General features: G+C 64.6%; 13 protein-coding genes. 8 read left to right on the forward strand and 5 right to left on the reverse strand.

All coding sequences use genetic code 11. The annotated features are described in order from the left end of the window. Positions 1 to 39: 39 nt before the first annotated feature. The 3 genes from DK926_RS21835 to DK926_RS21845 are packed head-to-tail and all read right to left on the reverse strand — an operon-like array spanning position 40 to position 3540. A complete protein-coding gene (locus DK926_RS21835; RefSeq protein ID WP_347812650.1) occupies positions 40 to 732 on the reverse strand; it encodes an SDR family oxidoreductase in 693 nt (230 codons plus the stop codon). Continuing rightward, positions 711 to 1943: an exo-alpha-sialidase gene (locus DK926_RS21840; RefSeq protein ID WP_114332150.1), complete on the reverse strand. Its 1233-nt coding sequence runs from the start codon at positions 1941 to 1943 to the stop codon at positions 711 to 713. Before DK926_RS21840 ends, DK926_RS21835 begins: the two co-directional genes overlap by 22 nt. Before the next feature lie 19 nt (positions 1944 to 1962). Then, positions 1963 to 3540: an ABC transporter substrate-binding protein gene (locus DK926_RS21845; RefSeq protein WP_114332151.1), complete on the reverse strand. Its 1578-nt coding sequence runs from the start codon at positions 3538 to 3540 to the stop codon at positions 1963 to 1965. A gap of 284 nt (positions 3541 to 3824) precedes the next feature. Between DK926_RS21845 and DK926_RS21850 the strand changes: the two genes are divergently transcribed. The 7 genes from DK926_RS21850 to DK926_RS21880 all read left to right on the forward strand — a co-directional run bounded on the left by DK926_RS21850 (position 3825) and on the right by DK926_RS21880 (position 9803). Next, a complete protein-coding gene (locus DK926_RS21850; protein ID WP_240930905.1) occupies positions 3825 to 4844 on the forward strand; it encodes an ABC transporter permease in 1020 nt (339 codons plus the stop codon). Further along, positions 4841 to 5773, forward strand: a complete 933-nt coding sequence (locus DK926_RS21855; protein WP_114332194.1) for an ABC transporter permease — start codon at positions 4841 to 4843, stop codon at positions 5771 to 5773. The genes DK926_RS21850 and DK926_RS21855 overlap by 4 nt, the downstream gene beginning before the upstream one ends. A 1-nt stretch (position 5774) precedes the next feature. After that, positions 5775 to 6620 carry an ABC transporter ATP-binding protein gene (locus tag DK926_RS21860; protein WP_114332152.1) on the forward strand — a complete coding sequence of 282 codons (846 nt, stop codon included), beginning with the start codon at positions 5775 to 5777 and terminating at the stop codon, positions 6618 to 6620. Next, positions 6617 to 7456 carry an ATP-binding cassette domain-containing protein gene (locus DK926_RS21865; protein WP_114332153.1) on the forward strand — a complete coding sequence of 280 codons (840 nt, stop codon included), beginning with the start codon at positions 6617 to 6619 and terminating at the stop codon, positions 7454 to 7456. Before DK926_RS21860 ends, DK926_RS21865 begins: the two co-directional genes overlap by 4 nt. After that, entirely contained in the window at positions 7453 to 8409 is a 957-nt protein-coding gene (locus tag DK926_RS21870; protein WP_114332154.1) for an aldo/keto reductase, read from the forward strand. The genes DK926_RS21865 and DK926_RS21870 overlap by 4 nt, the downstream gene beginning before the upstream one ends. 14 nt (positions 8410 to 8423) lie before the next feature. Continuing rightward, positions 8424 to 9185, forward strand: a complete 762-nt coding sequence (locus DK926_RS21875) for an aldolase/citrate lyase family protein (protein ID WP_114332155.1) — start codon at positions 8424 to 8426, stop codon at positions 9183 to 9185. A 354-nt stretch (positions 9186 to 9539) separates the two neighbouring features. Then, positions 9540 to 9803 (forward strand): hypothetical protein, encoded by a 264-nt coding sequence (locus tag DK926_RS21880; RefSeq protein ID WP_114332156.1) that lies wholly within the window; start codon positions 9540 to 9542, stop codon positions 9801 to 9803. Between the two features lie 93 nt (positions 9804 to 9896). Here DK926_RS21880 and DK926_RS21885 read toward each other — a convergent pair whose 3' ends face one another. Further along, positions 9897 to 10634: an SDR family oxidoreductase gene (locus tag DK926_RS21885; RefSeq protein WP_114332157.1), complete on the reverse strand. Its 738-nt coding sequence runs from the start codon at positions 10632 to 10634 to the stop codon at positions 9897 to 9899. 203 nt (positions 10635 to 10837) lie between these two features. Between DK926_RS21885 and DK926_RS21890 the strand changes: the two genes are divergently transcribed. Beyond that, positions 10838 to 11245, forward strand: a complete 408-nt coding sequence (locus DK926_RS21890; protein ID WP_114332158.1) for a VOC family protein — start codon at positions 10838 to 10840, stop codon at positions 11243 to 11245. Between the two features lie 42 nt (positions 11246 to 11287). Here the strand turns inward: DK926_RS21890 and DK926_RS21895 are convergent, their stop codons facing one another. Continuing rightward, entirely contained in the window at positions 11288 to 12265 is a 978-nt protein-coding gene (locus tag DK926_RS21895; protein WP_114332159.1) for a sigma-70 family RNA polymerase sigma factor, read from the reverse strand. Positions 12266 to 12320 lie beyond the last annotated feature (55 nt).

Raw genomic sequence — 12320 nt, forward strand, 5'->3', positions numbered from 1 at the left:
TTCTGCGTGTTTCACGCAGAACTTCTGAAAACCGCCCCGTCATAGCGACGTCCCAGCGCATTGGACGATGGTTTGTCCGGTGATGCTCCGCGCATGCGGGGACAGCAGGAACGCGACCAACTCGGCGATCTCGACAGGGTCGATGAAGTGCCCGAGCGGTGGCGTCACGGGCGGAGTGCTCTTGCGGCCGGGGTCGTTCAACATCGGCGTGTCGGTAGGGCCGGGGGCGACGACGTTGACGGTGATGCCGCGGTCGACCAATTCCATCGCCCACGACCTGGCCATGCCGACCAGTGCCGACTTGGTCGCGACGTACTGGCTCTTACCGGCAACGCCGGTCATCGTGCGACTGCCGATCAACACGACGCGCCCACCGTCGGCGATCCGGTCCGCCAATCCGTTCACCAGCACTTCCGCAGCAGCGACGTGCACGCGCCACATCTGTTCGCCGTGTGCGGCGTCCAGAACGCCGAGGCGGCCCGATCGCTGGACGCCGGCGGCGTGAATCACCGCCGTCGGATCATCCAGTGTCGCAACGAGATTTGCGACGGCCGCAGTATCGGACAGGTCGATCCCCACCCAGTCGCCGCCGAATCCTTCGGACGGGCGCGTCCGGCTCAGACCCGTCACACGCCAGCCCTCGCCCAGGAGCTTCGCGGCGATCGACGCGCCGATCCCGCTGCTCACTCCCGTCACGATGGCATGTCCGCTCACTCCGACCCGCCGATCCACGCTCGGTCGAGCCGCACGTACTTGATCGCTTGACGAAAGTACGTGTAGGCGACGTGAATTCGCCCGTCAGCGGTCTCGGTGATCGACGGGTACGAGAACTCGCGGTTCGAGCCGTCTCGTGAGTTGTTCGTCAGGCAGAACCCGTCGCCCTCGTCGAGGTTGCGTCGAACCGGCCAGGTGATTCCGCCGTCCGACGAGACCGCGAGCGTCATCGGCGCCCGAGGAGCACCCCAGAACGCCGCCCGCGCGTCCCCGTCGTCGATCGGGACCTCGATCGCCGCGGCAGAACCGTCGGCGGGACCGTCTTCCGCCAAACCGTCGTCGTCGATCTCGTCGTACAGAGACGTACGACGTGACGTGGCGTCGAGCGCCGACGAGTGGTTGTAGACGAGAGCCAACCGTCCGTCGTCGAGACCGACGGCTTGAACCGACGAATTGTTGTTCGGTAGCTCGGTCGGCACAGGAGCACTCCAGGTGTCACCACCGTCGGTCGAGACACTGCGGTAGACGAAGTCGGCCCACCGGCTGCGGTAGAGGGCGACCAGCGAATCGTCCTCGCGCACGACGATGTTCATGTGCACGCACCCGAGGCTGTCCGGCACGACCGACTCACGCCAGGTCTCACCGTCGTCGTCGGAGATCATGACGCCGCTGTAGTCGCGGTCACCGACCCACTTTCGCCCCTCGATCTTGACGCAGTGGAAGACCGGTAGCAGCAGGCGACCCGACGACAGCGCAATGACGGGCTGACGCACGAACACGCCTCCGGCATCCGTCTCGGGAATCAGAACATGAGCATCACCCCAGCTGAGGCCACCGTCGGTGGAGATGCGACGAAGTACCCGTGCCGTGTCCTGATTGCCTGCATGCTGCGACGTCCACAGCAGCCACACGACGCCCGAATCACGCACGAACAGAACAGGATTCTGCTCGGACCGCGTCGGATCGTCGGAAAGCTGCACGGGTTCGCTCCACACCTGCGCCCCCGATTCCAGTCGCGAGAACCACACGCTGATGTCGGGGACACCCTCCTGCGTTCCGGCGAACCACACGCACGCGAGCGACCCGTCGGGCAACACCGCCAGATTCGCGGCGTGGTTCTGCACCTGCGGGGCAGGAAGAAACGAGTCGGAACGCCCCGTCTCGTCGGTGTCGCGGAGTACGCCGTCGGCGAGGAGGTCGCCGGGGGTGAGGAAGCTCGTGTCGCTCATGTTCTTCTTTCTTCTTCGATCAAGCTCGGAGGGTGACCGCAGCCATGTCGTACGAGTTGGTGGGCCGCAGACCGATTCCGTCGATTCGGTTGTTGCGTGCGATGACCGTCTTCGGCACGAACGACCACAGGCACGGCCAGGTCTCCCAGATGCGACGCTGCGCGTCGGCGAGAGTCTCTTTGCGCGTCACCGGATTCGGATCCTCCGAGCCCTTCGCGATCAGCGCGGAGATCTCCGGGAAGATGTAGCCGTGGTAGGTGTCTCGCGTCTCTTCCTTCGCGGCCGTTCCCGCGTACATGCCCTGCATGATCGTGACCGCGAGGCCCGTCGGGCTGGGGAAGCCGTTACCCAGGATGTCCCAGTCGCCGGCTTTGCCCTGTCGCCACGTCGAGATGTCGCCACCGGGCTCGAACTGCTGCAGCGTCGCGCGAACGCCGACCGCCGACAACATCTGCAGCACCGATTCCATGATGTCGGTGTCGGCGGCGAATTCACCTGTCTCCCATATGATCTTGAGTTCGAGATCACGCACACCGAGCGCATCGAGTTCAGCCCGAGCGCGCTGGGGGTCGTAGACGTATTCGCCGGTCTCGATCGCACCGTCCAGGATCCCCGGTACGACGCCGCGCGACGGCGTCGCCGCTCCCTGCATCACCTGATCGATGAGCGCGTTGCCGTTGATCGCATAGCTCAACGCTTTTCGGACGCGCGCGTCGGCGAGCGGATGCCCCTGCGGCTTGCGGAAGTTGTAGAACAGCTGGTTCAACCGAACCCCGTCGACGCGTTCCACCGTCACTCCCGCGAGCCCGGCCAGCTGGTCGGCCGCGTCCGGCGTGATCGCGTCGATGACGTCGACCTCCCCGCTGCGCAGCGAGACGACCCGGTTGGACTCGTCCGGAACGAAACGGATGTTCACCGATTCGACCGACGGCGCCGCGCCCCAGTACTTCGTGTTGCGGGCGAGCGAGTAGTTGCCGGTGCCGCGATCCGCCTCGGTCACGATGTACGGGCCGGTTCCGACGCCACCCTGCAGGTCTTCCGGAACGTTCTGAGCCGCAGGCGTGATGAGGATGTTCGACATCAAGTAGTCCAGCACCGGCACCGGTCGTTCGGTATCGAGCGTGAAGGTCGATTCGTCGATCTTGCCGACGGTCGGCCACTCGGGGAAGAAGCCGCCCACGAACGAACCACTCACCTGGCTGTACATCTTCAGTGCGGTGTCGACGTCCTCGACGCGCACCGGGCTGCCGTCGGAGTAGGTGACGCCCGGGCGCAGGTGGACGAGCCACTGCGTCGGGGCGACGAGCTCGAAGCTGTCCGCGAGAACGAGCTGCACCTTCAGCGACGTATCGATCGTCGTCAACGCCTCGCGCACCGCCCGCTGCACCGTCAGTGCCGCGTCGAACTGCAGGAGCTTGTTGTCGAGGCTGACCATCGAACGGTTCATCGCCAGGCTGACGGTGTCGGGACCGGGCTTGCCCGTAGGTGTTGCGCACGCGGTCAGTCCGCCGCCCAGGGACAGGCCCGCGCCGAGAATCAACCCGCCGCGAAACAGGTTCCGTCGCGAGAACGGTTGACTGACAAAGCTTTCGGTCATCGTTGACCCCTCGTGACTGTCACATCGAGATGTGGGCGTCGAATCGATGCCGCGCGGGCAGACTCGACGAAAGTGATCGTGGACACAACCCAGACTGTACACCGAATTGCTCGAAATACGCAGAAACTAATTCGGACTTGCGCAAATCGCGCAGTAGTGACATTGTGAGCTGAGTTACAAACGTTCGGGAGGCACGTGTGTGCCACCCGCGAAGTATTCGAACGCAGCAGTGTTATCGAAAGGTCGACGATGACCCAGGCATTTCGCGGAACGAAGGTGGGGAAATGACGCAGCTCACTGCCGCTCCCCCGAGCGTTCCCGCCGCCAAGTCCCGCAAGGACTCGGCGCTCCCGGCGTTCCTCACCGCGCCGACGGCACGGTACGTGGTGCGCCGGCTCGGACAGAGCCTTCTGACCATCTTCCTGACACTCACGACGGTGTTCGTGCTGATCCGTATGGCCCCGGGTGATCCGGCCTACTCTATGGCCGGCCCGCTCGCCACCACCGAGGATCTGGCACAGATTCGCACGAACCTGGGCTTGGACCAGTCGGTCTTCACCCAGTACCTGCTGTACCTGAAGGGTCTGTTCACCCTCGACCTCGGTACGTCGTACTCGTTCCAGGCACCTGCGCTCGACGTCGTCCTGCAACGCATTCCGTACACGGTCACGCTGGCATTCGCGGCGATCCTGCTGACCACCATCGTCTCGATTCCCCTGGGAATCTGGATGGCACGCCGGGCCGACACCCGCCGCGAACTCGGCGCCAACATCGTCACGATCGCGGGTCAGTCGATGCCCGACTTCTGGACCGGCTTGATGCTTCTCACGTTCTTCGCCGTCCTGGTGCCGGTGCTTCCGGCCGCCGGGTTCACGACATGGTCGAGCCTGCTTCTGCCCGCCCTCACCGTCGCGGTACTGCAGATCGCACTCATCTCCAGGATGGTCCGACGCGAGATGGTGAACGCCTACGCGTCGCCCTACGTCACCGTGGCTCGCTCGCGCGGCGTCTCCGAGCGCGAGATCACGTGGCGATACGCGCTCCGCAACTCGTCGATCCCCGTCGTCACCGCCTTGGGTACGCGCTTCGCGTCGATGCTCAACGGTGTCGTCGTCGTGGAGGTCGTGTTCGCGTGGCCCGGCGTCGGTTCCCTGGTCGTCCGCGCACTCGAAACACGCGACTACCCGCTGATCCAGGCAACGGTGCTGGTGACCGCGGTTCTCGCGGTGCTCGTACAGCTGGCGGTCGACCTCTGTTACCCACTCCTCGACCCCCGCGTCCGACTCGGGAAGGCAGCCAACTGATGACCGTCGTCGACACCCCGAAGACCTCCCGGCCCAGTGCCGTCACCGCCAAGGACTTCGCCACCGCAGGTGCCACGCGCCGCAGCCGCGACAGCCGCGTCAAGATCTGGGTCGGCACGCTCTGCGCCCTGGCGGTCATTCTGCCCGTCGCGCTGGCGCGGGTGCTTCCGCTCGCATCTCCCGACGCAACCGACCTCGCGAAGCGTCGGCTGCCACCATTGACCGACGGGCATCTGTTCGGCACGGACCAACTCGGTCGCGACCTTCTTTCCCGTGTCCTCTACGGCGGACAGGTGTCGCTCACCGTGGGCATCCTTGCCGTACTCGTCTCCGGCCTGATCGGGCTGATTCTCGGCTCGCTCGCAGGCTTCCTCGGCGGGTGGGTCGACACCGTCGTGTCCCGGCTGCTCGAAGCGCAGCTGTCGCTTCCGCTGTTGATGATGCTTCTGCTCGTCGTCGCACTGTTCGGTCCGTCGATCCCCGTCATCACGTTCGTCATCGCGATCGCGCAATGGCCCGAGATCGCCCGTCTGACGCGCTCTCTGGTGCTCGTCGAACGTGAGAAGCCGTACGTGGCCGCCGCGCGAGTACTGGGCCTCGGACGTGTCGCGATTCTGCTTCGCCACGTCGTGCCGAACATCTTCAAGCAGGCGTCGCTCGTCGTTCTTCTCCTCCTCGCCCAGGCCGTTCTGCTCGAGAGCGCACTGAGCTACCTCGGTGCCGGACCGCAGCGCCCGTTCGCGACGTGGGGACGCATCATCTCCGACGGCCAGGACTACATCACGACGTCGTGGTGGCTCGTCACCCTGCCGGGCCTCGTCATCGTGCTGCTCGTGGTCGGCGTCAACCTACTGGGCGACGGCCTGCGAGACCGCCCGGCCGGACTCGGCCGCTTCGGAATCTTCCCCCGCTTCAAGAAAGGCGCCTGACATGGGCACTCTGTTGAAGGTCGACGACCTCCAGATCGAACTCGTCACCGACAAGGGCGTCGTGCGCGCCGTCGACGGCGTTTCCTTCTGCATCGACGCCGGCGAAACCGTCACCATCATCGGCGAGTCGGGCTCGGGAAAGTCGACGACGGCCATGGGACTGCTCGGGCTCCTTCCGACGGATCTCGCGGTGCTCTCCGGATCGGTGACCTTCAAGGACACCGAAATCCTCGGTAAGACCAAGCAGCTCTGCAAGATTCGCGGCAAGCACATCGCACTGATCCCACAGGATCCGATGACGGCACTGTCGCCGGTCCACACCATCGGCAGCCAGCTCGCCGAAGCCGTCCGACACAGCGGTGTGTCCGGGAAGACGAAGCAGACGGCTCGGTGCATCGAACTTCTCGAGCAGGTGCGCATCCCGAATCCGTCGACGCAGCTGAAGAAGTATCCCCATCAGATGTCCGGCGGCATGCTGCAGCGCGTGCTGATCGCGAGCGCGTTGGCGTCGGGCCCCGAGCTGATCGTCGCCGACGAGCCGACCAGCGCCCTCGACGTCACCGTTCAGGCCAGCATTCTCGACCTGTTGTTGGAGCTACAGGAACGCACCGGCATCGGAATGCTCGTCATCACACACGATCTCGGCGTCGCGCGGCTCGTCTCCGATCGAATCTACGTCATGAAGAGCGGTGTGTTCGTCGAGAACGGCGCCGCCGAGGAACTCGTCGCATCGCCGCAGAATCCCTACACCAAGAAGCTGCTCGACGCGATTCCGCACCTGGGGTCGTGGGACGGATCGCCGGACCCCGCTCCCTACGGCACCGCACCGAGAGAGGTAGCAGTATGACCGCGCCACTGTTGTCCGTCGAAGATCTCGTCGTCGAGTACCCCGTCGGTGACGGTGTCTTCCGTGCCGTCGACTCGGTGAGCTTCTCCGTCGACAAGGGAAAGACGCTGGCCGTCGTCGGCGAATCGGGCTGCGGCAAGTCCACCATCGCCAAATCGATCGTCCGGTTGCTGACGCCGACGTCGGGAAAGATCGTCGTCGACGGCACCGACATTTCTCAGCTGTCGGAAAAGGCGTTGCGCCCGTTCCGGTCTCGCGTACAGATGGTGTTCCAGGACCCGTACGGCTCACTCGACCCTCATCTGACCGCGGTCGACATCGTCGGTGAGCCATTGCGACTGAAGGGCATTCGCAGCAAGTCCGAGCGAGCGAAGAAGGCCGCCAAGCTCATCGACCGCGTCGGATTGCCGAAGACCGCATTGAATCGTCGACCCGTCGAATTCTCGGGTGGTCAGCGTCAGCGCATCGGTATCGCGCGTGCGCTCGCCGCCGGACCGGAGATCCTCGTGTGCGACGAGGCCACGAGCGCACTGGACGTCTCGGTGCAGGCGCAGGTACTCGATCTGCTGCGCGAAATCCAGAGCGACACAGGCCTCACGTACGTGTTCATCTCGCACAACCTCGGTGTGGTGCGCGAGATCAGCGAGACCGTCGTCGTGATGTCGAAGGGCCGAATCGTCGAAGCAGGCGACACCGACGACGTCCTCGCCAGGCCGAAGGAGCCGTACACTCGTGCACTGCGCGCTGCGGCTCTGGACCCCGCCGCGATGCACGGAATCAAGCCGCGACACATCGTCTCGCGTCTCGCCCAGACCTCTGTAGGAGTAACAGCATGACTTCGCTCGACATCTCGCCCCTCGTTCTGGGAACGATGACGTTCGGCGACACCGTCGACGCGGACGGCGCAGCCCGGATGGTCGACGCCGCGCTCGATGCGGGCATCACCCACATCGATACCGCGAACGGGTATGCCGGAGGCGAATCGGAGCGCATCCTCGCCGGTCTTCTGGCGTCACGACGCGACCAGGTGACCGTCGCGACGAAGGCAGGGATGCCGAATCCCGATGCAGGCGACAACAGTCCGCTCTCCCCCGCCGGACTCCGCCTCAGCGTCGAGGCCAGCCTGACGCGACTGAACACCGACTACGTCGACTTGTTCTATCTGCATCAGCCCGATCGCGCGGCCGACCTCGCCGACACGCTCTCCACGGTCGCGGAGTTGGTGAAAGAAGGCAAGATTCGCGCGCTCGGTGTCTCGAACTTCGCGGCGTGGCAGATCGGCGAGATCAACCACGTCGCCGACGCAGTCGGTGCGCCGCGACCGATCGTCGCGCAGCAGCTGTACAACCTCCTCGCTCGCAGGATCGAAGAGGAGTACGCCGAGTTCGCGGAGGTCACCGGCCTCGTCACGATGGTCTACAACCCGCTCGGCGGGGGGTTGCTGACCGGAAAGCACTCGTTCGAAGCCGAACCGACCGACGGCCGGTTCGGCGATTCCCGACTCGCGGCCATGTACCGCGAACGGTACTGGAACACAGCAATTTTCGACGCGATCGCACAGCTGACGAAGATCGCGGAAGACGCGCGGATGCCGATGACCGAACTCGCGATGCGTTGGCTCGTGTCCAAGCCTGCGACGGGGCCGATTCTCCTCGGGGGCTCGAAGGTCGACCATCTCGTCGCCAACATCGCGGCGATCCGCAAGGGTCCACTCGACGACGACGTCGTCACCGCATGCGACGAGGTCGGTGCCGCGCTGCGCGGGCCGATGCCGAACTACAACCGCTGAAAGGCGCACCAGACATGACTGCACAGGAATTCGCCGCCCGCGTCCGAAACCGGGAGCGCATCCTCGGATACTGGTCCGTCATCGACAGCCCGGTCTCCACCGAATGGCTTGCCCACGTCGGCTGGGATTACATCGCCTTGGATCTCCAGCACGGACTGATCGGCTACTCGGGAATGCTCGCCGGACTCACCGCCATCGACGCGGCGAACGGGCCCGCCGGCATGATTCGCGTCGAGGCGAACGACGCGACGGCGATCGGCCGTGCGCTCGACGCGGGAGCCGCAGGTGTCATCGTCCCTCTGATCGACACCGCCGAGGACGCAGCCGCCGCGGTGTCGGCAGCTACCTACCCTCCGGCCGGAATCCGGTCGTACGGACCCATGCGTTCACAGCTGCGCATCGGTCCGACGCCGGCAGATGCGAACCGCGACACCGTCGTCTTGGCGATGATCGAGACGCCGCAGGGCTTGGAGAACGTCGAGAAGATCTGCGCGGTTCCAGGTCTGGACGGCGTCTACGTGGGGCCGTCGGACCTGCGCCTGGCAGTCGGTGGGGCATCTCCCAGCGATACCTCGGTCGACGAGGCCTTCGAGGCTGCACTCGTCCGCGTGCAGAAGGCCGCAGCTGCTGCCGGAATTGCCGCGGGCATTCACACACCGTCCGGTGATGTCGCGGCACGTCGGCTCGCCGAGGGATACACGCTCGCCACCGTCGCGTCGGATCTGACGCACCTGAAGGCGGTGTCGTCGGATCACCTGAAGGCCGCCCGAGGGTAGGCGCCGCCGGCACCCGTGCGCAGAAATGTAGAGCGGGCTCTACATTTCTGCGCACGACGGTCGCAATACACATCGCGCTCGGCTCCGAATACTGACTGTGGAACGACTCACGCACGCGAGGCACGGGATTACTTCCGTGCCTTCGGTGCGTTGTGGGACTGGGTTGTCGAAAGCCGACCCGGGCCTCTCGGTTCGGATTGTTGGCAGCATCACACCGTCGAAGGGTTGGCGCAGGCCATCTCGGTGGGCATGTTGTTAAGGGCTACGAAACATCGTTGACACATAGAGCGACCATGTAACAGATCCACGGGGCCGAGCGACTTCCTCCCCAGGACGCGAACAAAAGGAGACGATGTGACTTTGCAGATCGATTCACTCGATGTCAGCGCCGACGAGACCCCGTCGGGTGCAGGGGAGATCGAGAAGCTCCACGAGCAGGTAGTCGCACTCGACGCCGATATTCTCGGCGCGATCGAACGTCGCAGTGAACTTGTTCGACAGCTCGCCGCGAAGACCGCGAACGGCGCAGACGAGACCGGCTCCACCTTCGACGGTCTCGGAACCGACGGATCGGTCCTGAGGCGCATGCTGGCTCGGATCGCTTCGGTGGCAGGTTAAACCCCCGCTGCATCCCATCCCCCTCCTTCGTGCGCACATCAGCCCCGGAAGACATTCGACTGTCTTCCGGGGCTGAGTAGTTTCGGGACGCGCTCAGAGGGCGCGGAGTGCGCCTCCGTCGACGGCAACCGCCGACCCTGTGATGTACGACGCCGCAGGCGATGCGAGAAACGCCACCGTCCGTCCGAACTCCTCGGGATCACCGATTCGCCCCAGCGGGATCTGCGAGGCGGCCTCGCCGCTCACTTCGCCGCCGCGCGCGGTGTCGAACCGACCCGGAAGCACGCTGACGACGCGAATTCCACGCGGGCCCAATTCGTCGGCCATATCCTTTGCCGCCATCGCCAAACCGGGACGAAGACCGTTCGAGATTCCCAATCCGGTGATCGGACTTTTTGCCGAACTGGACAGGACGAGCACGATGGCACTGCCTTCGGTCATCGCAGCTGCTGCGCTGCGTACCAGTCGGACCGCCCCCAGAAAGACCGAATCGAAGTAGTTCTGCCAGTCGGCATCCGAGGAACCGAGAGCAGTACCGGGCGGTGGCCCTCCGACACTGACGACGAGGCCGTCGAGTTTGCCCCAGTGCGCGAGGGCCGAGTCGACGACCAAACCCGCCGTCGCGGGATGACCGTTGTCGGCAACCATTCCATGCACCGCGTTGGGCCGGTGAGTTCCGAGTTCCGAGACGGCGTCGTCCACCTTGTCCTGAGACCGGGACGTCACCGTCACCTTCGCTCCCTCGCGCAGCAGTTCGCGCGCACTGGCCAGACCCAGTCCTTCGGTTCCGCCCGTGACGACGAACGCCTTACCCGCCAGTCCCAAATCCATGAATTCTCCTCTTCGACGAACAACGGGAACGCGCCGTCGGCTCGTTCCCGTGGGTCCATCTTGCTACAGACTTGTCGCACCGCCGAATGCTGCGAAAAATTGCTTGCCCGAATTGCGATGAGTTTCTGGATGTGGTCCCGTCCATACGAGTGAGGGCAATCGCGGCTCTCACCCACACGATCACGTACTGAGGAGCTGTTCCCATGGCACGAATGCTGTTCGCCAACATGCCGGTCAAGGACGTCGCGGCGACGAGAAACTTCTTCTCGACACTGGGCTTCGAATTCAACGAGGTGTTCAGTGACGAAAACGCTGCTTCGATGGTGATCAGCGACCAGGCGACGGTGATGTTTCTCTCCGACGCCCGTTTCAAGGACTTCATCTCGGACGACATCGCCGACACCACTCGATCGCGTGAGGTGCTGATGTGCATCTCGGCCGACAGCCGGGACGAGGTCGATTCACTCGTCGATTCGGCCATCGCCGCCGGCGGTACCTCGTGGATGGAGGCACAGGACCACGGCTTCATGTACGGCCGCGCGTTCCGCGACCTGGACAATCACGTCTGGGAGGTCATGTGGATGGACCCCAGCGCGGTGCCGTCGGAGTAGGTGGTCAGGGCGCTGGGCTCGGTAGCGAGCCCAGCGCGCCGTCTATCGAAGACGCTCGGGCAACCCGAAACGCTCGAACAGAGTCAGATCGAAGAAACACGTGACGTGCGAGACCTTGCCGTCGGCGATGTCGACCACGTGCAGTTGGAACGGCACATGGGTTCCCGACGCGTCGCGCATGTAGAGCCCGTACGCCGGCTGCCCGTTGGCCGAGGTGGCGACCATCCGCATGTCGCCAGCGCCCTTGGCTGGGCAGTTTCCGCGAATGAGGGCGCCGATGTTCTCGCCACCCTGGTACCACCCGACGAACGGCGGCATCTCCCAGACGGCATCCTGCGTGAACAGCTCCACGAGTTGGGCGATGTCGTAGTTCTCGAAGCTGTCGACGTACTTCCTCAGTAGTTCCTGTGTCTGCGCCGACGATGGCTCGACGACGCCGTCTTCGGAGGGTGCGATCTCGTCGAGCTGGGCGCGCGCACGTTGCAGCAGGCTGTTGACGGCCGTCGTGGTCGTCGCGAGCGCCTCGGCTACCTCCGACGCTTTCCACTGGAGTACTTCGCGCATCAGTAGCGCGGCCCGTTGACGGGACGAAAGGTGTTGCAGTGCAGCGATGAACGCCAAGCGAATCGACTCGCGTCCGACGACGATCGATGCGGGGTCACCGGAGTCGCTCAAGTCGGAGTCCGCAATGGGTTCGAGCCACGGAATCTCGTGCCGTTCGACAAGGTCGTCGGTCGGATCGGAACTGGGCGCACCGAGCCCGGTGGGCAACGGCCGCTTCGACTTTCCCTCCAGCGCGGTGAGACACGTGTTGGTGGCGATCCGGTAGAGCCACGTCCGCATCGACGATCGGCCTTCGAACTTGCTGTAGCCGCGCCAGGCTCGGATGTAGGTCTCCTGCAGGAGATCTTCGGCATCGTGGATCGACCCCGTCATCCGGTAACAGTGCGCGAGCAGCTCGCGCCGGTACGGGTCGAACTGTGCAACGAACGCGTCACCCTCAGCAACCGTGGCCGTCATGCCTCAACACGATAGTGCTCGAGACCGACACGTGGGAGGAAAGATTTCGGGTTCC

Origin of the sequence: Rhodococcus sp. Eu-32, from assembly GCF_003336925.1 — a bacterium.
Classification (GTDB): Bacteria; Actinomycetota; Actinomycetes; order Mycobacteriales; family Mycobacteriaceae; genus Rhodococcoides; species Rhodococcoides kyotonensis_B.